The 25260-nt window shown below is 69.8% G+C and carries 23 protein-coding genes; 20 read left to right on the plus strand and 3 right to left on the minus strand.

The genetic code is table 11. From position 1 onward, the window contains the following. The first annotated feature begins 63 nt into the window (after positions 1 to 63). The 7 genes from pgsA to pdxT all read left to right on the plus strand — a co-directional run bounded on the left by pgsA (position 64) and on the right by pdxT (position 6575). The gene (gene pgsA, locus E7742_RS06215; protein WP_137798161.1) at positions 64 to 750 is read left to right on the plus strand and encodes a phosphatidylinositol phosphate synthase; all 687 of its coding nucleotides are present in this window, start codon (positions 64 to 66) and stop codon (positions 748 to 750) included. Then, positions 747 to 1652: a phosphatidylinositol mannoside acyltransferase gene (locus E7742_RS06220; RefSeq protein ID WP_137798162.1), complete on the plus strand. Its 906-nt coding sequence runs from the start codon at positions 747 to 749 to the stop codon at positions 1650 to 1652. The genes pgsA and E7742_RS06220 overlap by 4 nt, the downstream gene beginning before the upstream one ends. Further along, entirely contained in the window at positions 1649 to 2776 is a 1128-nt protein-coding gene (locus E7742_RS06225) for a glycosyltransferase family 4 protein (RefSeq protein ID WP_137798163.1), read from the plus strand. The genes E7742_RS06220 and E7742_RS06225 overlap by 4 nt, the downstream gene beginning before the upstream one ends. Beyond that, positions 2773 to 3792 (plus strand): NUDIX hydrolase, encoded by a 1020-nt coding sequence (locus E7742_RS06230; RefSeq protein WP_137798164.1) that lies wholly within the window; start codon positions 2773 to 2775, stop codon positions 3790 to 3792. Before E7742_RS06225 ends, E7742_RS06230 begins: the two co-directional genes overlap by 4 nt. Positions 3793 to 3939: 147 nt before the next feature. After that, positions 3940 to 4842 (plus strand): pyridoxal 5'-phosphate synthase lyase subunit PdxS, encoded by a 903-nt coding sequence (gene pdxS / locus E7742_RS06235; protein ID WP_137797738.1) that lies wholly within the window; start codon positions 3940 to 3942, stop codon positions 4840 to 4842. A gap of 125 nt (positions 4843 to 4967) precedes the next feature. Next, on the plus strand, positions 4968 to 5789 hold the full coding sequence (locus E7742_RS06240) for an acyl-CoA thioesterase (RefSeq protein ID WP_137798165.1): 822 nt from the start codon (positions 4968 to 4970) through the stop codon (positions 5787 to 5789). A gap of 180 nt (positions 5790 to 5969) precedes the next feature. Beyond that, positions 5970 to 6575, plus strand: coding sequence for a pyridoxal 5'-phosphate synthase glutaminase subunit PdxT (gene pdxT, locus E7742_RS06245; protein WP_137798166.1), 606 nt, complete (start codon positions 5970 to 5972; stop codon positions 6573 to 6575). A gap of 24 nt (positions 6576 to 6599) precedes the next feature. On the opposite strand, the gene E7742_RS06250 is transcribed toward pdxT, so the two are convergent. After that, positions 6600 to 7580 carry an alpha/beta hydrolase gene (locus E7742_RS06250; RefSeq protein WP_137798167.1) on the minus strand — a complete coding sequence of 327 codons (981 nt, stop codon included), beginning with the start codon at positions 7578 to 7580 and terminating at the stop codon, positions 6600 to 6602. Between the two features lie 296 nt (positions 7581 to 7876). Between E7742_RS06250 and E7742_RS06255 the strand changes: the two genes are divergently transcribed. The 11 genes from E7742_RS06255 to E7742_RS06305 all read left to right on the plus strand — a co-directional run bounded on the left by E7742_RS06255 (position 7877) and on the right by E7742_RS06305 (position 21238). Then, a complete protein-coding gene (locus E7742_RS06255) occupies positions 7877 to 8629 on the plus strand; it encodes a YebC/PmpR family DNA-binding transcriptional regulator (RefSeq protein ID WP_137798168.1) in 753 nt (250 codons plus the stop codon). Between the two features lie 208 nt (positions 8630 to 8837). Beyond that, positions 8838 to 10538, plus strand: coding sequence for a 3-ketosteroid-delta-1-dehydrogenase (locus tag E7742_RS06260; protein WP_254699173.1), 1701 nt, complete (start codon positions 8838 to 8840; stop codon positions 10536 to 10538). Positions 10539 to 10638: 100 nt separating this feature from the next. Then, positions 10639 to 11238, plus strand: coding sequence for a crossover junction endodeoxyribonuclease RuvC (gene ruvC, locus E7742_RS06265; protein ID WP_137798170.1), 600 nt, complete (start codon positions 10639 to 10641; stop codon positions 11236 to 11238). Continuing rightward, a complete protein-coding gene (gene ruvA, locus E7742_RS06270) occupies positions 11235 to 11837 on the plus strand; it encodes a Holliday junction branch migration protein RuvA (RefSeq protein WP_137798171.1) in 603 nt (200 codons plus the stop codon). Before ruvC ends, ruvA begins: the two co-directional genes overlap by 4 nt. Beyond that, positions 11834 to 12964 (plus strand): Holliday junction branch migration DNA helicase RuvB, encoded by a 1131-nt coding sequence (gene ruvB, locus E7742_RS06275; protein ID WP_137798172.1) that lies wholly within the window; start codon positions 11834 to 11836, stop codon positions 12962 to 12964. Before ruvA ends, ruvB begins: the two co-directional genes overlap by 4 nt. Before the next feature lie 170 nt (positions 12965 to 13134). After that, a complete protein-coding gene (gene yajC / locus E7742_RS06280) occupies positions 13135 to 13461 on the plus strand; it encodes a preprotein translocase subunit YajC (RefSeq protein ID WP_137798173.1) in 327 nt (108 codons plus the stop codon). Positions 13462 to 13581: 120 nt separating this feature from the next. After that, the gene (gene secD / locus E7742_RS06285; protein WP_137798174.1) at positions 13582 to 15300 is read left to right on the plus strand and encodes a protein translocase subunit SecD; all 1719 of its coding nucleotides are present in this window, start codon (positions 13582 to 13584) and stop codon (positions 15298 to 15300) included. A gap of 4 nt (positions 15301 to 15304) precedes the next feature. Further along, positions 15305 to 16492: a protein translocase subunit SecF gene (gene secF / locus E7742_RS06290; RefSeq protein WP_137798175.1), complete on the plus strand. Its 1188-nt coding sequence runs from the start codon at positions 15305 to 15307 to the stop codon at positions 16490 to 16492. A 3-nt stretch (positions 16493 to 16495) separates the two neighbouring features. Then, the gene (locus E7742_RS06295) at positions 16496 to 18232 is read left to right on the plus strand and encodes an ABC transporter substrate-binding protein (RefSeq protein WP_137798176.1); all 1737 of its coding nucleotides are present in this window, start codon (positions 16496 to 16498) and stop codon (positions 18230 to 18232) included. Positions 18233 to 18240: 8 nt separating this feature from the next. Next, the gene (locus E7742_RS06300; protein ID WP_137801058.1) at positions 18241 to 18807 is read left to right on the plus strand and encodes an adenine phosphoribosyltransferase; all 567 of its coding nucleotides are present in this window, start codon (positions 18241 to 18243) and stop codon (positions 18805 to 18807) included. A gap of 82 nt (positions 18808 to 18889) precedes the next feature. Further along, positions 18890 to 21238, plus strand: coding sequence for a RelA/SpoT family protein (locus E7742_RS06305; RefSeq protein WP_137798177.1), 2349 nt, complete (start codon positions 18890 to 18892; stop codon positions 21236 to 21238). Between the two features lie 199 nt (positions 21239 to 21437). On the opposite strand, the gene E7742_RS06315 is transcribed toward E7742_RS06305, so the two are convergent. Continuing rightward, positions 21438 to 22226, minus strand: a complete 789-nt coding sequence (locus E7742_RS06315; protein WP_137798178.1) for a peptidylprolyl isomerase — start codon at positions 22224 to 22226, stop codon at positions 21438 to 21440. After that, entirely contained in the window at positions 22226 to 23080 is an 855-nt protein-coding gene (locus E7742_RS06320) for a peptidylprolyl isomerase (RefSeq protein ID WP_137798179.1), read from the minus strand. The genes E7742_RS06315 and E7742_RS06320 overlap by 1 nt, the downstream gene beginning before the upstream one ends. A gap of 195 nt (positions 23081 to 23275) precedes the next feature. On the opposite strand from E7742_RS06320, the gene E7742_RS06325 reads away from it, so the two are divergent. Both E7742_RS06325 and hisS read left to right on the plus strand, forming a co-directional pair. Next, on the plus strand, positions 23276 to 23956 hold the full coding sequence (locus E7742_RS06325; protein ID WP_137798180.1) for an MBL fold metallo-hydrolase: 681 nt from the start codon (positions 23276 to 23278) through the stop codon (positions 23954 to 23956). Positions 23957 to 23971: 15 nt separating this feature from the next. Next, complete coding sequence (gene hisS, locus E7742_RS06330) at positions 23972 to 25252, plus strand: histidine--tRNA ligase (RefSeq protein WP_137798181.1); 1281 nt, start codon at positions 23972 to 23974, stop codon at positions 25250 to 25252. The last annotated feature ends 8 nt before the right edge of the window (positions 25253 to 25260 follow it).

Raw genomic sequence — 25260 nt, forward strand, 5'->3', positions numbered from 1 at the left:
AGGATCGGGGTCCGGGTTCGCGAAGATCCGGACGGGTGACCGTAGGTGGGAGGGGGGAGTGGAATGCTGAGCTTCTTCGGGCGCGCATCGGTGTCCAAGGTGACGGCACCGATGGGTCGGGCCCTGGTGAAGACCGGGCTGACCCCCGACGCCGTCACGGTGTTCGGGACCGTCGCGAGCATCGCGGGGGCGCTGACACTCTTCCCGTCCGGTCACTTGTTCTGGGGAACCATCCTCATCTGGTTCTTCGTGATGTTCGACATGCTCGACGGTGCGATGGCCCGCGCCCGGGGCGGCGGCACGCGGTACGGGGCGGTGCTCGACGCGACGTGCGACCGGATCGCGGACGGTGCGATCTTCGCGGGCCTGGCGTGGTGGGCGGTGTACCACGAGAACAGCAAGAGCTTGCTGATCGCGACGCTGATCTGCCTCGTGAGCTCGCAGGTGATCTCGTACGCCAAGGCGCGCGCGGAGGCCAGCGGGCTGTCCGCCGACGGTGGTCTCATCGAGCGCCCCGACCGGTTGATCATCGTGCTCGTCGGTGCCGGATTCACCGGAATCGCAGGGCATTTCGACATCGCCTGGCTGCACTGGGCGGTGTACGTGGCGATGTGGATCCTCGCCGTCGCGAGCATCGTCACGGTGTTCCAGCGGGTACTGGCCGTCCGGAACTCGGCGGGCGCGCGGGACCTGTTGCCGATCGCGCCGCCACGGGCCGACGCGAACCACGGTGCGGAGGAATCGTCGTGACGTTCTCGGAGCGGGCGACCGACCTCGGCTACGCGGCCGGCTGGCGCGTCGTGCGGGCGCTGCCCGAGCGGATGGCCACCGCGCTGTTCGACGCGGGCGCGGACTTCGCGGCGCGCCGCGGAGGCGGCCCACAGCAGTTGCGTCGCAACCTCGCCCGCGTGCTGGGCGTACCACCCGAGCAGGTCCCCGACGAGTTGCTGCGGGACTCGCTGCGCTCCTACGCCCGGTACTGGCGCGAGGCTTTTCGGCTGCCGTCGATGGACCTGGCGGAGACCCGCGCGAAGGTCGACCGGACGGTGGTCGGAACCGAGCACCTCGAGAAGGCGATGGCCGAGGGCAAGGGTGCGGTCCTCGCCCTGCCGCACAGCGGGAACTGGGACATGGCCGGAGTGTGGTGCACTCAGACGTGGGGTGGGTTGTCCACCGTCGCCGAGCGCCTGAAGCCGGAGTCGCTGTACCGGCGGTTCGTCGCGTACCGGGAGAGCCTCGGCATGGAGATCTTCCCCCTCAGCGGCGGCGAGCAGCCCCCGTTCGGTGAGCTGGCGAAGCGGTTGCGCGAGAACAAGGTCGTGTGCCTGCTCGGTGAACGCGATCTGGCCGCCAAGGGCGTGCCGGTGACGTTCTTCGGCGAGCCCACGCGCATGCCGGCCGGCCCGGCCAAGCTCGCGATCGAGACCGGGGCGGCGTTGCTGCCCGTCCACTGCTGGTTCGTCGACGGCGGCTGGGGATTCTCGATCGATCCGCCGGTGGACGTCTCGGTCGGGGTCGACGGTGCCACGCAGGCGTTGGCCGACCGCTACGCCGCGAACATCGCCGCGCACCCGGCCGACTGGCACATGCTCCAGCCGCTGTGGCTCGACGACCTCTCGGAGGCGCGTCGCGCTCGCATGGAGTCGCGATGAAGATCGGCATGGTCTGCCCGTACTCCTTCGACGTACCGGGCGGTGTGCAGGCGCACGTCGCCGAGCTCGCGGAGGTGCTGATCGAGCGCGGGCACAAGGTCAGCGTTCTCGCGCCGGCATCGGACGGCACCGAGTTGCCCGACTTCGTGGTGTCGGCGGGACGCGCGGTGGCCATCCCCTACAACGGATCGGTGGCGCGGCTGACGTTCGGACCGGTGTCGTACGCCCGCACGCGCCGCTGGATCGCCGAGAACGACTTCGACGTGCTGCACATCCACGAACCCAACGCGCCGAGCCTGTCGATGCTCGCGATGAAGATCGCCGAGGGGCCGATCGTCGCGACGTTCCACACCTCGACCACGAAGTCGCTGGTGCTGAGCACGTTCCAGGGGGTGCTGCAGCCGTACCTCGAGAAGATCAGTGGCCGGATCGCGGTGTCCGAACTGGCCCGGCGCTGGCAGGTCGAGTCGCTCGGATCCGACGCCGTCGAGATCCCCAACGGCGTCGACGTCCCGGCCTTCGCCGATGCCCCGCTCCTGCCGGGGTATCCGCGTCCGGGCAGGACGGTGCTGTTCCTGGGCCGCTACGACGAGCCGCGCAAGGGCATGGCAGTGCTCCTCGGCGCCCTGCCCGCCCTGGCCGAGAAGTACCCCGACCTCGAGATCCTCGTGGTGGGCCGCGGCGACGAGGAGAAGCTGCGCAAGGAGGCGGGTCCGTTCGCCCGGCACCTGCGTCTGCTCGGACAGGTCAGTGACGCCGAGAAGGCGTCGGCACTGCGCAGCGCCGACGTGTACTGCGCCCCCAACCTCGGGGGCGAGAGCTTCGGCATCGTGCTCGTCGAGGCGATGGCGGCCGGGGCCCCCGTCGTCGCGAGCGAGCTCGACGCGTTCCGGCGGGTGCTGCGGGACGGCACCGCGGGATTGCTGGTCCCGGTCGGGGACTCGGCCGCTCTCGCGGCGGCGATCGACTCCGTGCTCGGCGACGACGACCGCCGCAGGGCGCTGACCGACGCGGCGCGCGTCGTGGTCGGGGAGTACGACTGGCCGGTCGTCGCGGAGCAGATCCTGCGGGTGTACGAGACCGTCACGGTGGGCTCCACCGGTGTGCGTGAGGTGCGTTCGTGACCTTCTCCGCCCTGACGATCCTGATCGTCGCGCTCATCGCTGCCGTGATCGCGGTGGTGGGCGCCTGGGCGTACGGCACCGCGAACCGGCTCGACCGGTTGCACGTGCGCTCGGACCTGTCCTGGCAGGCACTCGACGCGGCGCTGGCGCGCAGGGCCGTCGTCGTCCGTGCCATCGCCGCGGCGATGCCGGCCACGTCGGGGGAGGGCCGGCGGCTGTCGATGCTCGCCGGTCAGGCCGAGCGCGCCGAGCGTGCGCAGCGCGAGCCCGCCGAGAACGCGCTCTCGGGAGCGCTGGCCACCCTCGACACCCATTCTCTCCCACCGCAGTTGGTCGCCGAGCTCGCCGATGCCGAGGCCCGGGTGCTCATCGCCCGGCGGTTCCACAACGACGCGGTGCGCGACACCCTCGCGCTGCGCACCCGACGGCCGGTCCGCTGGCTGCATCTGGGTGGCACGGCGCCGCTGCCCACGTACTTCGAGATCGCGGAGCGGCCGGAATCGTCGTCGGCGTTGCAACTCGACGACGTCCGCACGTCCGCGCGGGTCGTGCTGCTCGACGACCGCGGACGGGTGCTGCTCATGCGTGGGCACGATCCCGCGACCCCCGAGTCGTCGTTCTGGTTCACCGTGGGCGGCGCCGTCGAGAGCGGGGAGACGCTGCGTGCGGCGGCGGTCCGGGAGATCTCCGAGGAGACGGGCCTCACGGCGGATCCGGACGCGCTGCGGGGACCGCTGTGGCGGCGGGTGGCGATCTTCCCGTTCGCCGGTGAACTGATCCGCTCCGAGGAGCTGTTCTTCGCCCTGCGGACCGACGAATTCGTTCCGCATTCCGGGGGTTTCACCGAACTCGAACAGCGCACCATCACCGAGCACCGGTGGTGTACGGCGGCGGACATCCGGACCATCCAACAGGGCGGGGAGCCGGTGTATCCGCAGGACCTGGCGGCCCTGTTGGACGAGGCGAACATGGCCGTCGTGCGGGCCGACGAGCCGGCGGTCCGCGCGATCCGCTGATATGACGCGGGCCACAGCAGGCCAGCTATCGGGCACTGGCTATCGGGGCCCGGGCGCCGTCGTCCTAGAATTGCGGATGCGCTGCGGTGCCCCCCGGGGCCGTATGTGTCAGATCATCCGAAGCCGGCGAGAACCCAGGAGTTTGCTGTGAGCACCCCCGACACCACCCCCACTACCGGCACGGCGCGCGTGAAGCGGGGCATGGCCGAGATGCTCAAGGGCGGCGTCATCATGGACGTGGTCACCGCCGAGCAGGCCAAGATCGCCGAGGATGCCGGTGCCGTCGCGGTCATGGCGCTCGAGCGGGTGCCCGCCGACATCCGCGCCCAGGGCGGCGTCTCGCGCATGTCGGATCCGGACATGATCGACGGCATCATCTCCGCGGTGTCGATCCCGGTGATGGCCAAGGCCCGTATCGGTCACTTCGTCGAGGCCCAGATCCTGCAGTCGTTGGGTGTCGACTACGTCGACGAGTCCGAGGTCCTGACTCCCGCGGACTACGAGAACCACATCGACAAGTTCGCGTTCACGGTCCCGTTCGTGTGTGGTGCCACCAACCTCGGTGAGGCTTTGCGCCGGATCAACGAGGGTGCGGCGATGATCCGCTCCAAGGGTGAGGCCGGCACCGGAGACGTCTCCAACGCCACCACCCACATGCGCCGGATCCGTCAGGAGATCCGCCGCCTGACCTCCCTGCCGGAGGACGAGCTGTACGTCGCGGCGAAGGAGCTGCAGGCGCCGTACGATCTGGTCGTCGAGGTCGCGAAGGCCGGCAAGCTGCCGGTCACCCTGTTCACCGCCGGCGGTATCGCCACCCCGGCCGACGCGGCGATGATGATGCAGCTCGGCGCCGAGGGTGTGTTCGTCGGCTCGGGTATCTTCAAGTCCGGCAACCCGGCCGAGCGGGCCGCCGCGATCGTCAAGGCCACCACCTTCCACGACGATCCGGACGTCCTGGCCAAGGTCTCCCGCGGCCTGGGCGAGGCCATGGTCGGCATCAACGTCGACGAGATCCCCCAGCCGCACCGCCTCGCCGAGCGCGGCTGGTGACCTGAGCCCCGATCACTCGGAGCCGAAAGAACGTCGTGAACGCGGTGGGGACCCCGGAGGTCCCCACCGCGTTCGCGTGTGTGCGTTGCTAGCCTGAGCGGGCACCCAGCGGAAGGAAGCCGGCCATGGCGAAGATCGAGCAGATCCTGGAGCTCGAGCGGCTCGAGAAGGACATCTTCCGGGGCATTGCCACCGAGACGATTTTGCCGCGCACGTTCGGCGGGCAGGTCGCCGGTCAGGCGCTGGTGTCCGCGGTGCGCACGGTCGACGACCATCTCCACGTGCACTCGCTGCACGGCTACTTCCTGCGTCCGGGCAACCCCGTGATGCCGATCGTCTACCTCGTCGACCGGATCCGGGACGGGCGGTCGTTCACCACCCGCCGAGTGACCGCCGTGCAGGACGGTCAGGCGATCTTCACGATGTCGGCGTCGTTCCACGTCCTCGACGAAGGCATCGAGCACCAGGACGTGATGCCGTCGGTGCCGGACCCGGACGAACTGCCCGACGCGGCGTCGCTGACGTCGGAGGAGATGTCCTGGGAGTTCCGCGAGTGGGCCGACTGGGACCTGCGGTTCGTGCCGGCCGACCGGATTCGCCGCAAGCCCGGGGTGCCGGTCCAGCAGCAGGTCTGGTTCCGCTCGCGCGAAGAACTGCCCGACGATCCGATGTTCCACATCTGCACGCTCGCCTACATGAGCGACATGACGTTGCTGGCGTCGGCCAGCACGATCCATCCCGACACCCCCGTCCAGAGCGCGTCGCTGGACCACGCGCTGTGGTTCCTGCGGCCGTTCCGGGCCGACGACTGGCTCCTCTACGACCAGACGTCGCCGTCCGCGGGTTTCGGCCGTGCCCTCACTCAGGGCCGGATCTTCGACCGCAGCGGCAATCTCGTCGCGGCCGTGGTGCAGGAAGGTCTCACCCGGCTCCTGCGTCGCGACTGAAAGACCCTGCGGGAAGCGGACTTTCGTTCGCGGATTCCGCCACGGCCGCGTCCGGGGCGCGGTCGGACGTCGGACCCCGGTGCGGCGCCGGAGTTCGGGGCGGTGCGCAGGCCGGGCTCCGGGGCGCGGCTGATAGCGTTTTCGGGGTCAACAGCGTCGAACAGTGCAGGACTTTCACTCGTGGCAAATCAACCGACCATCGGCGTGCTCGCGTTGCAGGGCGACGTGCGCGAGCACCTCGCGGCACTCGAATCCTGTGGGGCGCGTGGTATCGGCGTCCGCCGACTCTCGGAACTCGAATCCGTGGACGGGCTGATCATCCCGGGCGGTGAGTCGACGACGATGAGCCGGCTCCTCACCGTCTTCGAGTTGCTCGAACCGCTGCGTGCGCGCCTGAAGGCGGGAATGCCGGCGTTCGGTTCCTGCGCCGGCATGATCCTGCTGGCGAGCGAGATCCTCGACACGCGTCCGGATGCCGAGCACCTCAACGGTCTGGACATCACGGTGCGGCGCAACGCGTTCGGCCGGCAGGTCGACTCCTTCGAGGCCGACCTCGACTTCGCCGAGATCGCGGGCGATCCGGTGCGGGCCGTGTTCATTCGGGCGCCGTGGGTCGAACGCGTGGGCGCCGGCGTCGACGTGCTGGCGCGGGTGCCGGAGGGCCCCGCGGCCGACCACATCGTGGCGGTCCGGCAGGGGAGCGTGCTGGCGACGTCGTTCCATCCGGAGGTCACCGGCGACCGCCGCGTGCACGGACTGTTCGTGGACATGGTGCGGGGGAACTGACCCCCGCACCACGTCACTGCGCGATCACCACGCGTTGAGGGTGTCCAGAATCTGCGCGCGGGACTTCCACAGCTCCTCGGACCAGTAGGCCCACGAGTGGGTCCCGGTGGTCGTGAAATCGAACGTCGCCGGGATCCCGAGGGAGTTCAACCGGAGCTGGAACGCTCGGCTGTTGGCCAGCGCCAGTGCCTCGAGTCCCATCGCGTTGGAGGTGTTGAACGAGCCGACGGAGCCGACCGGGCGGTCGAACTCGCCGATCAGGCCGTTGCCGGACGAGATGTAGAGCGACAGTCCGCGCAGCTGCGGAGCGAACACGAACGGGTCGTTGCGCAGCCATGCCGGGCTCCACGGCGGACCCCACATCGAGTCGACGTTGAAGCCGCCCGCGTCGAGCATCGCGAGACGGATGCCCTCCCGCATGCCCGGCGCCGAGATGTTCAGGTACCCGGAGAACGAGCCCGCGTGCTTGAACTGGTCGCGGTGGTACGCGGCCAGCGTCAGCGCGGCCGACCCACCCATCGACAGTCCCGTGACGGCGTTGTTGCTCCGGGAGACGCCACGGGTCTCGAGGTAGGCGGGCAGATCCTGGGTCAGGAAGGTCTCCCACTTGTACGTGACCTTCTGCCCGTTGAAGTTGCTCGGTGCGTACCAGTCCGAGTAGAAACTGGACTCACCGCCGACCGGCATCACGAGCGTGATGTTGTCGTTCCGGAACTGCTCCCGCGCATTCGTCTCGAACGACCACGCGTTGCGGTCGTTGCGGGCACGTAGGCCGTCGAGCAGGTACAGCGCGGCGTTACCACCGCGTGCCGCCCACTGGATCTGGACCTTGATCGGCCCCATCGCGGAGTTGACGAAGACTTCCTCGTAACCGCCCCGGGGGGCCGCATTCGCGGTCGACGTCGTGGTGACCGCCGCCAACGCGGGGAGCATGAGGACCGCTGCCGCCATCCCGATCAATCGCTTCTTCAGTCGGCCGGCCGCAGCCGGTCTGTGAATGCGCATTTCGTTCGCCTTTCCCCCAACGATGTCGGCATCTTCAGTCGTCCGCGCCCCCGCGCGTGAGACGCCGTTCGTCGTTCTCGATGTCACATCATGGATGTCTTTGGAAGGGTCCATTGCCGGGGACCGACTGTCCTCGGAACATTGTCAACATCTACCGGATCGTGACCTTACCGGGAGGCGGTGTATCCGGCTCGGCTCCATGTGCAGGTAGCATCGAACCTCCGACAAGTGTGCAGTCGATTGCCGTGGGATATGTCGTATCCGCCGCGGCATGCTGCAGGAAGGGGCTCCCACGAATGAGCGGCCACTCCAAATGGGCCACCACCAAGCACAAGAAGGCCGTGATCGACGCCAAGCGCGGCAAGATGTTCGCGAAGCTGATCAAGAACATCGAGGTGGCAGCTCGTACGGGTGGCGGCGATCCGTCGGGTAACCCCACCCTCTTCGATGCGATCCAGAAGGCCAAGAAGAGCTCGGTCCCCAACGACAACATCGAGCGGGCACGCAAGCGTGGTGGCGGCGAGGAAGCCGGCGGCGCGGACTGGCAGACCATCATGTACGAGGGCTACGGTCCCAACGGTGTCGCGGTGCTGATCGAGTGCCTCACCGACAACCGCAACCGGGCGGCCGGCGAGGTGCGCACCGCGATGACCCGTAACGGCGGCAACATGGCCGACCCGGGCTCGGTGTCCTACCTCTTCACCCGCAAGGGCGTCGTCGTGCTCGAGAAGAACGGCCGCACCGAGGACGATCTGCTGGAGATCGTGCTCGAGGCCGGCGCCGAGGAGATCAACGACCTCGGCGACACCTTCGAAATCGTCTGCGAGGCCGGTGACCTCATCCCGGTCCGCACCGCGCTGGTCGACGCCGGCGTGGAGTACGAGTCGGCCGACCCGGACTTCCGCGCCTCGGTCGAGGTTCCAGTGGACGCCGAGGGCGCGCGCAAGGTCTTCAAGTTGGTCGACGCCCTCGAGGACTCGGACGACGTGCAGAACGTCTACACCAACGTCGACGTCTCGGACGAGGTGCTCGCCGAGCTGGACGCGTAACCGAACGCGGGCGACGAACTCCCGCCCCGGATCCCGGCCGTCGGCCGGTCGTATCCGGGGCGGGAGTTCCGCTTTCCGGCCACCGCCGCGCCGGATCGGCATGCGTGCGCGGAATCACATCCGGTCCCGCCTCGCGGGAACTTCGGTGGCCGACGCGCCGCCCCGGCTCTAGCGTTCAGGCACTATTCCGATGAACAGGAGAGTGCCCGTGAGCAACACCCGAGCCTTGGCCCCGACCCCCGCACGTGACATCACCGTCGACCTCCTCGTCGTCGGCGCCGGGACGGGCTTGGCCGCCGCCCTGGCCGCCGACGAGTTGGGGCTGTCGACGCTGGTGGTCGAGAAGACGCAGTACGTCGGCGGGTCGACCGCACGCTCCGGCGGGGCGTTCTGGATTCCGGCCAATCCGGTGCTGCAGGAATCCGGGGCCGCGGACACGCTCGAGCGCGCCCGGACCTACGTCAGCTCTGTGGTCGACGGCTCCGCACCCGCCGAACGTGGTTCCGCGTTCCTCGACCACGGCGCCGCCACCGTCGAGATGCTGCGCCGAACCACGCCGATGCGGTTCTTCTGGGCCGAGGAGTACTCCGACTACCATCCCGAGCTGCCCGGCGGCTCGGCGCGCGGCCGGACCTGTGAGTGCCTTCCCTTCGACGCCTCGGTGCTCGGCGCCGAGCGGCCCCGCCTGCGCCCCGGCGTGATGGAGGCACCGGTCCCGATGCCGACGACGGGCGCGGACTACAAGTGGATGAACCTCGTCGCGCGGGTGCCCGCCAAGGGCGTGCCGCGCATCCTCAAGCGAGTGGCCCAGGGCATCGGCGGGCTCGCGCTCAAGCGCGAATACATGGCCGGTGGACAGGCTCTCGCCGCCGGGCTCTTCGCCGGTGTGCTCGACGCCAAGATTCCGGTGTGGACCGAGACGTCGCTCGTCGAACTGGTCACCGACGGTGACGCCGTCACGGGCGCGGTCGTCGTCCAGAACGGCCGCGAGGTCACCGTCACCGCGCGGCGGGGCGTCGTGCTCGCCGCCGGCGGCTTCGACCACGACATGGACATGCGCCACAAGTTCCAGTCGGAGAACCTGGCCGAGCACGAGAGCTTCGGAGCCGAGGGCAACACGGGCGACGGCATCCGGATCGCGCAGCAGGTGGGCGCGGACATCGACCTCATGGACCAGGCCTGGTGGTTCCCGGCCGTCGCCGGACTGCCCGGTCGCGACCCCCTCGTGATGCTGGCCGAGCGGTCACTGCCCGGGTCGTTCATCGTCGACCACACCGGTCGACGCTTCGTCAACGAGTCCACCGACTACATGTCGTTCGGGCAGCGGATCCTCGAACGCGAGCGGGCCGGTGACCCGGTCGAGTCCATGTGGATCGTCTTCGATCAGGCGTACCGCAACAGCTACATCTTCGCGGCGGGCTTGTTCCCCCGCCAGCCGCTGCCGCAGTCGTGGTACGACGCCGGGATCGCGCACCAGTCGTCCGATCCCGTCGCGCTCGCTCGCTCGGCCGGTCTGCCCGAGGACGCGTTCGCGGAGACGTTCCGCCGGTTCAACGAGACCGCTGCGGCCGGCGTCGACTCCGAGTTCGGGCGCGGCGCCAGTGCCTACGACCGTTACTACGGTGATCCGACCATCACGCCCAACCCCAATCTGCGGCCGTTGGCGAAGGGCCCGTTCTACGCGGTGAAGATGACACTCAGCGATCTCGGCACGTGCGGTGGTGTCCGGGCGGACGACCGGGCGCGGGTGCTCCGCGAGGACGGAAGCACCGTCACCGGCCTGTACGCGATCGGCAACACCGCCGCCAACGCCTTCGGTAACACCTACCCGGGCGCCGGCGCGACGATCGGTCAGGGCCTCGTGTACGGGTACATCGCGGCACACGACGCCGCCGAGCGCACCGTCTGACACCCCGGCCACGCGCCTCGCGCGTGTTGGTGCGCCCACCCGCGCCCACCTCCCGCTATGCTCGAACAGCTGTTCGGAAAGTGTTGCGAGAGGTGGGCGCGTGCGTGTTCTGGGTGTCGACCCCGGCCTGACGCGATGCGGATTCGGCGTGGTCGACGCCGGGCGCGGGCGTGAGGTGAAGCCGGTGGCGGTCGATGTCGTGCGGACCCCGCCGGACATGGAACTGGCCTCCCGGCTGCTGCGGATCTCGGAGGCCGCCGATGACTGGCTCGACCGCCACCGGCCGACCGTGGTCGCGGTCGAGCGGGTGTTCTCGCAACACAACGTGCGGACCGCGATGGGCACCGCGCAGGCGGGTGGCGTCGTCGCGCTCGCCGCGGCCCGGCGCGGAATTCCTGTGTGCTTCCACACCCCCAGCCAGGTCAAGGCCGCCGTGACCGGCAGCGGCACCGCCGACAAGAAGCAGGTCACCGCGATGGTGACCCGAATCCTCGGGCTCGACACGGCCCCGAAACCGGCCGATGCGGCGGACGCGCTCGCGCTGGCCATCTGCCATTGTTGGCGCGCGCCGATGCTCGACCGGATGGCCGCCGCCGAGGCGGCCGCGGTCGAGCAGAAGCGACGGTACGAGTTGCGGCTGAAGGAAAGCGCGGCGGCGCGGCGCAACGGCACGCCGGCCGGGAAGGCAGGGACACGGTGATCGCTTCGGTGCGAGGTGAGGTGCTCGAGATCGGGCTGGACCACGCGGTGATCGAGGCCACGGGTGTGGGCTACCGCCTCAACACCACGCCGGCAACACTCGCGACGCTCCGCCGGGGCGAGGAGTCACGGCTGCTCACCGCGATGATCGTCCGCGAGGACTCCATGACGCTGTACGGGTTCGCCGACACCGAGTCGCGGGACCTGTTCGGGCTGCTGCAGACCGTGTCCGGGGTCGGTCCCCGGCTGGCGATGGCGATCCTGGCGGTGCTCGAACCGGAAGCGCTGCGCAAGGCGCTCGCGGAGGGCAACGTCACCGCACTGACCCGGGTGCCGGGCATCGGCAAACGCGGCGCCGAACGCATGGTCGTCGAGCTGCGTGACAAGGTCGAAGCGGTCGCGACCAGCGGCGACGTCCCGGGTGTCGTGCCGGGCGCCGCGGGCGCGGTCCGCGAGCAGGTGGTCGAGGCGCTGACCGGTCTCGGGTTCCGGCTCGACCAGGCCGAGAAGGCCACCGACTCGGTCCTCGCGAAGGACCCCGATGCCGTGACGTCGACGGTCCTCCGATCGGCGCTGGCGACACTCGGTAAGACGCGATGAACGACACGGATCCCACCGACGAGGGCGCGTACGACGAGTCGGCGGTGACGGCCGAGTACGTGCCGTCCGACGGCGAGATCGAGGCGAGCCTGCGGCCGAAGAGCCTCGACGACTTCATCGGGCAGCCGCGCGTGCTCGAGCAACTCCAACTGGTGCTCGCCGGCGCGAAGCAGCGCGGCGGCACGCCCGACCACATCCTGCTGTCGGGTCCGCCCGGACTCGGCAAGACCAGCATGGCGATGATCGTCGCGACCGAACTGGGAACGTCACTGCGGCTCACCTCCGGGCCGGCGCTCGAACGCGCCGGGGACCTGGCGGCGATGCTGAGCAACCTGGTCGAGGGCGACGTGCTGTTCATCGACGAGATCCACCGCATGGCGCGTCCCGCCGAGGAGATGCTGTACCTGGCCATGGAGGACTTCCGGGTGGACGTCGTCGTCGGCAAGGGGCCGGGTGCGACGTCGATCCCGCTCGACATCGCGCCGTTCACCCTCGTCGGCGCGACCACCCGTTCCGGCGCGCTCACCGGGCCCCTGCGGGACCGGTTCGGGTTCACGGCGCACATGGACTTCTACGAGCCGGCCGAGTTGCAGCGGATCCTGCTGCGCTCCGCGGGAATCCTCGGGGTCGAGCTCGGGGAGGAGGCGAGTGCGGAGATCGCCGGCCGCTCCCGCGGCACCCCGCGTATCGCGAACCGGTTGCTGCGCCGTGTGCGCGACTACGCGGAGGTCCGGGCCGACGGTGTGGTGACCCGCGACATCGCGCGGGCCGCGCTGGCGGTCTACGACGTGGATCCGCTGGGCCTCGACCGCCTCGACCGCGCGGTCCTGGGCGCGCTGGTGCGCAGCTTCGGCGGCGGCCCGGTGGGGGTCTCGACGCTCGCCGTCGCGGTGGGGGAGGAACCGAACACCGTCGAGGAGGTCTGCGAGCCCTTCCTGGTCCGTGCCGGGATGATCGCGCGCACCCCGCGCGGCCGGGTGGCGACCGCCGCCGCGTGGGCACAGCTCGGACTCACCCCGCCGCCGGACGCCGCGATCGGCGGCATCGATGTGCGGGCCCGCGAACCACAACTCGACCTGTTCGACGCGGCCGACGGCGTGCCGGACGGCCCCGACCCGGAGCGGTGATCGACCGCTTCCGGCGCGGCGCGTGTTCGATATGAGCGGAACGGGATCGGCGAGGATATACCGATCTGCCGACCTGCAAGTGGCACACTGGGAGGCGCGCGGCACCCTTCGGTGCCGTGCAGAGCCGTGTGTAACGCCCAGCGTGACGAAACCCGAGGACTGACTCCCAGATGGATTTGCTCTTTCCGCTTCTCATCCTTGCTCTGCTCGTGCCGATGTTCCTCGGCATCCGCCGTCAGAAGAAAGAGATGCAGAAGACGACCGCCCTCCAGGATTCCCTGCAGGTCGGTGACCGTGTGATGACGACGGCCGGGCTGCACGCCACCGTCGCGCAGATCGGAGACGACACCGTCGACCTCGAGATCGCGCCCGGCGTGATCACCACGTGGTCGCGGATGGTCGTCCGTGAAGTGCTGACCGACCACTCGGACGAGGATTCGCTCGACTCCCTCGACGAGACCCCGGACGAGACCCAGCGTCGTCTCGACGGCGAGTAGTGCGGTAGCCGCCCTCGTCGACAGGCTCCCCGGACCTGCCGACGGGGGCGCGTTCGCGCTCGATCCGGGCGTCATCGCGCCCAATACCCGAACCGCACGTATCGAGGAGACAGACAGACCGTGGCACCTTCGACAGGATCGGTGCACCCAGTGCGCGCGCTCACCGTTTTCGCGGTGATCGTCGCGGCGCTGTATGCGCTGGTCTTCTTCACCGGAGACAAGTCCCCGACCCCGGAGTTGGGGATCGACCTGCAAGGTGGGACACGCGTCACCCTCACCGCCCGGACTCCGGACGGCAGCACCCCCAGCCAGGACAGCCTCCGCCAGGCCCAACAGATCATCGAGACCCGCGTCAACGGGCTCGGCGTCTCGGGGTCGGAGGTCGTGATCGACGGCGACAACCTCGTGATCACGGTTCCCGGTGACGACAGCTCGCAGGCGCGGTCGCTCGGACAGACCGCGCGGCTGTACATCCGTCCGGTCCTCGGTTCGCAGGCCGCGTCGGCCCCCGGCGCGCAGCCGGCCCCTACCCAGGCGCCCACGGCATCGACCCCGCCGCCTGCCGCCCCCGAGGTGGCCCCGACCCCGCAGGAACGCCCCTTCCCGGCGCAGAATCCCACCGAGCCCGCGCAGCCCACCGACACGCCGGCACCGACCACGGAGGCGCCCGCGCCGGCGACCGAAGCGCCCGCAGCCGGTTCGCCCGAGGCCGCCGCGGCGGAGATCCAGAAGGCCAAGGAGACCCGGCAGAGCTCGGACCCGGCGGTCCAGCAGCAGGCCATGGCCGCGCTCGACTGCTCGGCGCCGGACCCGCTGCAGGGCAACGACGACCCGGCGCTGCCGCTGGTCGCGTGCTCGAGCGACGGCACGACCGTCTATGTGCTCGCGCCGAGCATCATCGACGGCCAGGAGATCTCCGACGCATCGTCGGGGTTCAACAGCCAGCAGTCGCGGTACGAGGTGAGCCTGAGCTTCAAGTCGGGCGGCAGCTCGACGTGGGCGCAGTTCACGTCGTCGAACATCGGCAAGCAGGCCGCGTTCACGCTCGACTCGCAGGTGGTCAGCGCCCCCGTCGTGCAGGGCGCCACCCCGGTCGGTAGCTCGACCTCGATCTCCGGCCAGTTCACCCAGACCCAGGCCCGCGAGCTCGCGAACACCCTGAAGTACGGTTCGCTGCCGCTGTCGTTCCAGGCGTCCGAGGCCGAGACGGTCTCCGCCACGCTGGGCCTGGCCTCCCTGCAGGCCGGCCTCATCGCCGGTGCGGTCGGTCTCGTGCTGGTGCTGCTCTACTGCCTCGTCTACTACCGCATGCTGGGCCTGCTCACCGCGCTGTCGCTGCTGCTCTCGGGCGTGATGGTGTACGCGGTGCTGGTGCTGCTGGGCCGCTACATCGGCTTCACCCTCGACCTCGCAGGCATCGCCGGCCTCATCATCGGTATCGGCATGACGGCGGACTCGTTCGTGGTGTTCTTCGAGCGCATCAAGGACGAGATGCGCGAGGGCCGCAGTTTCCGGTCCGCGGTGCCCCGCGGTTGGACCCGTGCCCGTCGCACGATCCTGTCCGGCAACGCGGTGAGCTTCATCGCCGCCGCCGTGCTGTACGTTCTCGCGGTCGGCCAGGTCCGCGGTTTCGCATTCACCCTGGGCCTGACGACCATCCTCGACGTGGTCGTGGTGTTCCTGGTGACCTGGCCGCTGGTGTACATGGCGTCGAAGTCGCGTTTCTGGTCCAAGCCGAGCATCAACGGCCTCGGCGCCGTCCAGCAGGTCGCCCGCGAACGCAAGATGGTCGCGGCGTCGGCTCCCGGCCCGCAGGCGTCCTCGGACAAGGAGGCATGAGCCAATGAGTGAGTCGAACACCTCCACCGCCAACCAGGACCGGGCGATGACCGACGCCGGCGTCGATCAGGCGCTGCTGCCGCACCACAGCTGGCTGCAGCGGTTGTACACCGGTACCGGCGGCTTCGAGGTCGTCGGACGGCGCAAGTTCTACTACTGGATCACCGGCACGGTCGTCGCGCTGTCGTTGCTCAGCATCGTCGTCCGCGGGTTCACGCTCGGCATCGAGTTCGAGGGCGGCACCCGAATCCAGTTCCCCGCACCTGCGGGGGTGACCACCGAGCAGGTCGAGACCGTGTACTCGGACGCTCTCGGCGACGAACCGGTGTCGGTGCAGACGGTCGGATCCGGGTCGAGCTCGTCGGTGGAGATCCGTTCCGAGGCGCTCGACGCGGGCCAGGTCAACACGCTGCAGAACGCGCTGTACGACACCTTCCAGCCGAAGGACAGCAACGGCAACGTGTCCAAGACCGCGATCAGCGTCGCAGACGTCAGCGAGACGTGGGGCGGCCAGATCACCAAGAAGGCGCTCATCGCGCTGGTGGTCTTCCTCGTGATCGTCAGCATCTACATCGCGATCCGGTTCGAGCGGGACATGGCGATCGCCGCGATCGTGTCGCTGTTCTTCGACATGATCGTCACCGCCGGTGTGTACTCGCTGATCGGCTTCGAGGTGACGCCGGCGACGGTCATCGGTCTGCTCACGATTCTCGGCTTCTCGCTGTACGACACTGTCGTCGTGTACGACAAGGTGGAGGAGAACACGCGCGGCGTGCTGCACCTCAACCGTCGCACGTACGCCGAGCAGGCCAACCTCGCGGTGAACCAGACCCTCATGCGGTCGATCAACACGACGGTCATCTCGATCCTGCCGGTGCTGGGCCTGATGGTGGTCGCGGTCTGGCTGCTCGGTGTCGGCACGCTCAAGGACCTGGCGCTGGTGCAGCTCGTCGGCATCATCGTCGGTGCGTACTCGTCGATCTTCTACGCGACCCCGCTGCTCGTCTCGATCAAGGAACGCTGGGGTCCGGTGGCCGCGCACACCAAGAAGGTGCTCGCCAAGCGTGCGGGCGCTGCGGGCGGGAAGCCGGCGGAGGCGGCAGCCATGCAGCCGCGGGTGCGGCCGGCAGCCGGTCCCGCCCCGCGACCGGGATCCCGGCCCACGGGGAAGCGCAACAAGAAGAGGCACTGACACATGAACACCCCACGCCGATCCCGTCGTCGCGTGGTCAGGGCGCTCGGTGTCCTGGCCACGGCGGCGACCGTGGGGGCGTCCGTCGCCGCGTGTTCCGAGCCCGCGGACCAGGTTCCTTCGCTCGGATTCGCGATCGACAACGTCGTGACGACCTACAACGCCAACACGGTGGAGGGCGCGGCGACCGGTGCGGTCGCTGCGCTCGGCCGGGTCCTGACCGGCATGAACTACGTCGGGCCGTCGGGTGCGCCGGTGGCGGACACCGACTTCGGGACGGCCAGTGTGCTGCCCGGCGATGCGCTCACCGTCCAGTACCGGCTCAATCCGGCGTCGGTGTACTCGGACGGCGTCCCCGTCTCGTGCGACGACCTCGTGCTCGCGTGGGCGGCCGGCAGCGGACGCTTCACGCGCCCCGGCGAGGGCGGCCCGGAACCGATGTTCGACGCCACGTCCCGCGCCGGGTACGCGGACATCGACCGCATCGACTGCCAGCCGGGCTCCAAGGACGCCCTGGTGGTGTTCAAGCGGGGCCGCTCGTACCTGGACTGGCGGTCGCTGTTCGGGGCCACCGAACTGATGCCGGCCCACGTCGCGGGGCAGGCGGCCGGTGTGCCGGACGTCGTCGGGGCGATCGGTTCCGGCGACGCCGACGCGGTCGGGCGCATCGCGGACTTCTGGAACACCGGCTGGGCACTGGCCCCCGGTGACCTGGACACCGCGAAGTTCCCGTCCTCGGGGCCCTACAAGATCGACTCGTACACCGAGGACGGCGGGCTGGTGCTGGTCGAGAACGACCGGTGGTGGGGCAACAAACCCGCGACGTCACGAATCGTGGTGTGGCCCAAGGGGTCGGACGTGCAATCGCAGCTCGCGGACGGGGACGTCGAGGTCGTCGACATCGGGTCCGGGTCGATGGCCGGGCTCGATCTCGGCGGGTTCGAGGTCGTGGACGAGCCGTCGCGCAGCGTCGAGCAACTGGTCCTCGGCACCCGGGGCGTGTTCGCCTCGGCCGACGCCCGCCGGGCGTTCGCGCTGTGCCTGCCCCGGCAGGCGCTGTACGACCAGCTGGGGCACCCCGGGTTCGACCGCACCGACGGGCTCGGCTCGGGTGTCGTCGACTCCCGGATCACCGCGCCGGACACCCTGTTCCATCCGTCGGCGGTGGCCGCCGAGGGCGGGATCTACACCGATCCCGACATCCCCGGCGCGAAGGCCGCCCGGGAGGATGCGGGCGAGTCGAGCATGACCGTGCGCGTCGGATATCTCGCGCCGGACGACCGCCGGGCCCGGACGGTGCGCGAAATCGCGGCGTCGTGCGAGGCGGCGGGCATCACCGTCGAGGACGCCGGCTCCCCGGACTTCCGCCCCGGTGCGCTGGGCGCCGGGGATGTCGACGCCGTGCTGGCCGGTACCGCGGCGGCGGCCGGTGCGGCCGGGTCGAGTGTGCCGACGGACGCGTCGTTCGCGTTGCGGTCCGGCAACGGCGACAACGCCGGCGGGTTCTCCAACCGGCGGTACGACGAGATCGTCGATCAACTGGCGGTGGACGGTTCACTCGCGGGCCGGATGTCGCTCTCCGGCGAGGCCGAGGCGATCCTGTGGGACGAGATGCCGTCCGTGCCGCTGTTCGACCAGCCCCGGACCACGGCGCATTCGAGCGGAATGCACGGCGTGGTGCCGAACCCGACGAGGTCCGGTGCGGGCTGGAACATGGACAGGTGGATACTGCTCAGGTGATTTCTGCGATGGACGCCCCCGACACCGCCACTCCCGGCCTGGCCGCCGCTCTCGAGCGCGCCGAGACCGCGGTGACGCAGCTGACCCGGTGGTGTGACGACTTTCCGAGCCCGGGCGTCCGGTTCGCCGACCTCACGCCCGTGTTCGCGGACGGGCCCGGGTACCGCGCGGTGGTCGAGGGGCTGGCGGCCGCAGGTGCCGGCGCCGACATCGTCGCCGGCGTCGACGCACGCGGGTTCCTGCTCGGCGGCGGCGTCGCGATGCAGTTGGGGTGCGGGGTGCTCGCGGTCCGCAAGGCCGGCAAGTTGCCGCCGCCGGTGTACGCCGAGAGCTACTCGCTCGAATACGGGGCCGCCACCCTGGAGATCCCGTGCGATGCGCCCGACCTGACGGGGCGTCGGGTGTTCGTCATCGACGACGTGCTCGCGACGGGCGGCACGCTGCTTGCGGCGGCCGATCTGCTCACCCGCGCCGGGGCGGACGTCGTCGGAGTCGCCGTGGTGCTCGAACTCGCGGAGCTGGGCGGCCGGGCGCGGTTCGACCGGTACCCGCTGACCTCACTCGTCCGGGTCTGAGGACTACAGTTGTGCCTGGCGGTGTAGCAGCGTCGCCGGGTCCCGAGGGACCACCCGCAGCGCGGTGGCAGGAGGTGACGGCATGACTCAGCATCTTGATCGGTCCCAGAACACAGGTGCGACGTCCACAGGGTCGTCGGCGCCTGCCGAGAAGGCCGACAAATCCGCCGCGCCGGTGCCGACGTCCGCGTCGCGCCGGGTCCGCGCGCGTCTGGCCCGCAGGATCACCGGGCAGCGCAACGCCCCGGTCCGTCCGGTACTCGAACCGTTGGTCGCCGTCCACCGGGAGCTGTATCCCAAGGCGGACTTCTCACTGCTCCAGCGCGCCTACGACGTCGCCGAGCAGCGGCACGCCACGCAGTTCCGCAAGTCCGGCGACCCGTACATCACGCACCCGCTGGCCGTCGCGAACATCCTCGCCGAGCTGGGCATGGACACCACGACGCTGGTGGCCGCACTGCTGCACGACACCGTCGAGGACACCGGGTACTCACTCGACGAGCTCACCGCCGAGTTCGGCGACGAGGTCGCCCACCTGGTCGACGGCGTCACCAAGCTCGACAAGGTGGTGCTCGGCTCGGCCGCCGAGGGCGAGACGATCCGCAAGATGATCATCGCGATGGCGCGCGATCCCCGCGTACTGGTGATCAAGGTGGCCGACCGGCTGCACAACATGCGCACCATGCGCTTCCTGCCCCCCGAGAAGCAGGCCCGCAAGGCTCGCGAGACGCTGGAAGTCATTGCACCGCTCGCGCATCGACTGGGTATGGCAACCGTCAAGTGGGAGCTCGAGGACCTCGCGTTCGCGATCCTGCACCCCAAGAAGTACGAGGAGATCGTGCGTCTGGTCGCCGACCGGGCGCCGTCTCGCGACACCTACCTGGCGAAGGTGCGCGCGGAGATCAACGCGACGCTCTCGACGTCCCGGATCAACGCGACCGTCGAGGGCCGGCCCAAGCACTACTGGTCGATCTACCAGAAGATGATCGTCAAGGGCCGCGACTTCGACGACATCCACGACCTGGTGGGCGTGCGGATCCTGTGCGACGAGATCCGCGACTGTTACGCCGCGGTCGGCGTCGTGCACTCGCTGTGGCAGCCGATGGCCGGGCGGTTCAAGGACTACATCGCGCAGCCGCGGTACGGGGTGTACCAGTCGCTGCACACCACCGTGATCGGTCCCGAGGGCAAGCCGCTCGAGGTGCAGATCCGGACGCGCGACATGCATCGGACCGCCGAGTTCGGCATCGCGGCGCACTGGCGGTACAAGGAGACCAAGGGCCGGCACTCCGGCGACGTCGCCGAGGTCGACGACATGGCGTGGATGCGCCAGTTGCTCGATTGGCAGCGGGAGGCGGCGGACCCGGGGGAGTTCCTCGAGTCGCTGCGCTACGACCTCGCGGTCAAGGAGATCTTCGTGTTCACCCCGAAGGGCGACGTGATCACCTTGCCGTCGGGGTCGACGCCCGTCGACTTCGCCTACGCGGTCCACACCGAGGTGGGGCACCGCTGTATCGGTGCCCGCGTCAACGGTCGTCTCGTCGCGCTCGAACGTACGCTCGAGAACGGCGAGGTGGTGGAGGTCTTCACCTCCAAGGCCCCCAACGCCGGCCCCAGCCGGGACTGGCAGTCATTCGTGGTCTCGCCGCGCGCGAAGGCCAAGATCCGGCAGTGGTTCGCCAAGGAACGCCGCGAGGAGGCGCTCGAGGCCGGCAAGGACGCGATCGCCAAGGAGGTGCGCCGCGGCGGACTTCCGTTGCAGCGCTTGATGAATGCCGAATCCATGGCGGCCATCGCCCACGAGTTGCGTTACACCGACGTCTCGGCGCTGTACACCGCGGTCGGTGAGCACAACGTCTCCGCGCAGCACGTGGTGCAGCGGCTGGTCGCGCACCTCGGCGGGGTGGGCGCGGTCGAGGAGGAACTGGCCGAGCGGGCCACGCCGTCGACCATCCCCACCAACCGTCCCGGAACCGGGGACGTGGGTGTGCTGGTGCCGGGCGCACCGGGCACGGTCGCCAAGCTCGCGAAGTGCTGCACCCCCGTGCCGGGTGACGAGATCATGGGCTTCGTGACCCGCGGCGGCGCGGTGAGCGTGCACCGCACCGACTGCACCAACGCGACGTCGCTGCGCCAGCAGTCCGAACGGATCATCGACGTCGAGTGGGCGCCGTCGCCCTCGTCGGTGTTCCTGGTCGCGATCCAGATCGAGGCCCTGGACCGGCACCGGCTGCTGTCGGACGTCACGAAGGCCCTGGCCGACGAGAAGGTCAACATCCTGTCGGCGTCGGTGACGACGTCGGGCGACCGGGTCGCGGTCAGCAAGTTCACGTTCGAGATGGGCGACCCCAAGCATCTGGGGCACGTGCTCAACGTGGTCCGCAACGTCGAGGGCGTCTACGACGTCTACCGCGTCACCTCAGCGGCGTAGCTCGCGGAGCCGCCGTGGGGGTCAGCGGCGTAGCTCGCGGAGCCGCCGTGGGGGTCAGCGGCGTAGCTCGCGGAGCCGCCGTGGGGTCAGCGGCGTAGCTCGCGGCGGTAGCCGTACTCCGTCCCGCAACGGCCGAAGGGTCCCTTCACACGCTGACAGCGCGTGAAGGGACCCTTCGGCTCGTGCGGGGGCGGACTGACTAGGCGACCTTGGCGGTCTCGATGGTGACGGGCGTGTTGGGGGCGCCGCCGCCGGCCGACATCGAGCCGTCGTCGCCGGCGCCGGCGATCTTCTCGATGGTCGCGAGTCCCTCGTCGGAGATGGTGCCGAACGCCGTGTACTGCGGCGGCAGGAGCGAATCGGCGTAGACGAGGAAGAACTGGCTGCCGTTGGTGTCGGGACCGGCGTTGGCCATCGCGATCGTGCCCCGCGGGTACACCAACGCTTCCGCGGCGGCCGGATCGTTCGCCGCGTACGCGGTCGTGGGGTACTCGTTGGCGAACTGGTATCCGGGTCCACCGGTGCCCTTACCCGTGGGGTCACCGCACTGCAGGATCTGCAGGCCCGGAGTCGTGGACAGCCGATGGCAGGGGGTGTCGTCGAAGTATCCCTGTTCGGTGAGGCTGGTGAAGCTGTTCACCGTGCACGGGGCGGCCGCGCGGTCGAGCGAGAGCCCGATCGGGCCCTCGTTCGTGGTGAGGGCGACGGAGACCGTGCCCTCGTCCGAGACGCCCGTGGCGTTCGGCGGCTGGACGGCCTTGGCGGCGGGGCCGCCGGCCGGGTAGCTGCAGTCGACGGTGGGCGCCGTCGGAGCCGGCACTGCGGGCAGGGCGGCGAACCGGGACATGTCGATGCTCGGGGCCGCCGGCGTGGTCCAGGTGTTCGACGAGCTCGCCGCGGTGGAGGAACCGCCGTCGTCGTCCGAGGAACACCCCGCCAGGGCCAGGGCCAGGCCGATGCCGGCCGCTACGAATGCTGTGCGCTTCATCAGTCCAACCTCACGCTCGTGATGTCGACGGGGGTGGCGGGCTTGCCGTCGGCGGCGCCGCCCTCGACCCCCGCGGCCGCGATCTTGTCGAGGGTCGCCAGTCCGGTCTCGTCGATGGTGCCGAACACCGTGTACTGCGGCGGCAACGTCGAGTCGCCGTAGACGAGGAAGAACTGGCTGCCGTTGGTGCCGGGACCCGCGTTGGCCATCGCGACCGTGCCGCGCGAGTACGTCACCGGCATCTGCGCGTTGATGTCGTCGGCGGCGTACTGGTCGGTGGGGAACTCGTTGGCGAACTGGTAGCCGGGGCCGCCGGCGCCGGTCGCGGAGGGGTCGCCGCACTGCAGCACCTTCAACGAATCGCTCGTGGTGAGCCGGTGGCAGGTGGTGGCGTCGAAGTACCCCTGCGACGCGAGGCTCGCGAAGCTGTTCACGGTGCACGGGGACGTGGCGTTGTCGAGCGTGAGCCCGATGTTGCCCTGGGTGGTCTCCATGCTGGCACTGACGGTCGCGACGGTGGTGTCGATGCCCTCCGCGCGGGGCGGGTTGTTCGGCTTCGCGGGAGCACCGCTGGGGGTGTAGGCGCAGTTCACGAGGTTGGGCAGCGGCTGGGCGCGGCCGGCCGGCATCGCGGCGGCACTCGACGTCTCGGATGCGGCGGTGGTCTCCGACGCGTCGTCGTCCCGGCCCGACAGCGTCACGACCACCGCGCCGACGGCGACGACGACGACCGCGCCGACGACGGCGCCGGCGACGGTCAGCTGCTTCCGCTTGCGCGCACGCGCCGCGCGCCGTTCGAGCTGGCGTTCCAGCTTCCGTTTCGCCGCCTCCCGGCGCTGCTGATTGCTCGGCACTGCAGTCGTCCTCCCGTACGTCGTCCCGGTGTGTTGTGCACATTCCGGCGTTGCTTCGCGTGGCCCGCGCCACCGTCGACGGGCCGCACAGAGTCTGCCACCTCAACCTGAGAAGATCCTGGAGGGGCGAGCGCCTACGCTGTAGACGATTCGACTTCGGTCCCTCGATCGACCCGTACTCTAGGAGCTGACACCGTGCTCGTCACCGGATTCCCGGCCGGGATGTTCCAGACCAACTGTTACATCCTCGCCCAGGACGACGCGAAGAGGTGCGTCGTCGTCGACCCCGGGCAGGATGCCGCCGAGCCGTTGTTCCGCTTCCTCGAGCAGCAGGACCTGACGCCGGAGGCGGTGCTGCTCACGCACGGCCACCTGGACCACACCTGGTCGGTGGCGCCGGTGTGCGAACGCTACGGGATTCCCGCGTACATCCACCCCGAGGACCGCTACATGCTCACCGATCCGGGCCGCGGTATCGGGCCGAGTATGAACCAGTTCATCGCGGGCGTGGAGTTCCGTGAGCCCGCCGAGGTCATCGAGCTGGCGGACGGAGACGAGTTCACCGCTGCCGGAATCGATTTCGTCGTCGACCACACGCCGGGCCACACGCAGGGGTCGGTGGTGCTGCGCACCGAGATCACCACCGACGGTGGACCGTTGCAGGTCGCGCTCACCGGCGACACGCTGTTCCAGGGGTCGATCGGGCGCAGCGACCTGCCCGGCGGCAACCACGAGCAGTTGCTGGAGTCGATCGCGCGCAAACTGCTCGTGCTGGACGACGGCACCGCGATCCTGCCCGGGCACGGCGGGTCGAGCTCGATCGGCCAGGAGCGTGCCGCCAATCCGTTCCTCGTTGGACTGACCGCCTCCCAGTAAGGAAAAGTAAGCACCGTGACCAAGTCAGGCGCCAGTACCTTCTCGGCCCCCAAGGGCATTCCCGACTACGTTCCGCCGCAGTCCGCGGAGTTCGTCGCCGTGCGCGACGGACTGACCCGGGCGGCGCGGCTGGCGGGTTACGGCCACATCGAGCTGCCGATCTTCGAGGACACCGGACTGTTCGCCCGCGGGGTCGGCGAGTCCACCGACGTCGTCTCGAAGGAGATGTACACGTTCGCCGACCGGGGCGACCGTTCGGTGACGCTGCGTCCCGAGGGGACGGCCGGGGTGATGCGCGCGGTCATCGAGCACGGGCTCGATCGCGGCCAGCTGCCGGTGAAGCTGAGCTACGCCGGACCGTTCTTCCGCTACGAACGTCCGCAGGCGGGCCGCTACCGGCAGCTGCAGCAGGTGGGTGTCGAGGCGATCGGCGTGGACGATCCTGCACTCGACGCCGAGGTGATCGCGATCGCCGACGCCGGTTTCCGCGGCCTCGGTCTCGACGGCTTCCGCCTCGAGATCACTTCGCTCGGCGACGACACCTGCCGACCGCAGTACCGGGAACGGCTGCAGGAGTTCCTGTTCGGCCTGGACCTGGACGAGGAGACCCGCCGCCGCGCCGAGATCAACCCGCTGCGGGTGCTCGACGACAAGCGGCCGGACGTTCGCGAGAAGACGGCCGGCGCCCCGCTGATGCTCGATCACCTCTCCGAGAGCGCGAAGGCGCACTTCGACCAGGTGCTCGCCCACCTGGACGCGCTCGGCGTCCCGTACGTGATCAATCCGCGCATGGTGCGCGGCCTCGACTACTACACCAAGACGACGTTCGAGTTCGTGCACGACGGACTGGGCGCGCAGTCCGGCATCGGCGGCGGTGGTCGCTACGACGGCCTCATGGCGCAGCTCGGGGGACAGCCGCTGTCGGGCATCGGATTCGGTCTCGGTGTCGACCGGACGATCCTGGCGCTCGCCGCCGAGGGCAAGTCCGCCGGCACGCCCGCTCGCTGCGAGGTGTTCGGAGTTCCGCTCGGCGGCGCGGCGAAGGCCCGAATGGTGAAGATCGCGCACGATCTGCGGGCGGCGGGGATCCGCGTCGACATGGTCTACGGCGACCGCGGCATCAAGGGTTCGATGAAGGCGGCCGACCGCTCCGGGGCGCGACTCGCGCTCGTGCTGGGCGATCAGGATCTCGAGGCCGGGACCATCGGCGTGAAGAATCTGGGTACCGGCGACCAGGTGTCGGTGTCGCTGGACGACGTTGTCGCGCAGACGGGTTCGCTTCTTGCCGACGCCTGACGGCGGGG

It is taken from the genome of Rhodococcus sp. SGAir0479 (genome assembly GCF_005484805.1).
Classification (GTDB): domain Bacteria; phylum Actinomycetota; class Actinomycetes; order Mycobacteriales; family Mycobacteriaceae; genus Prescottella.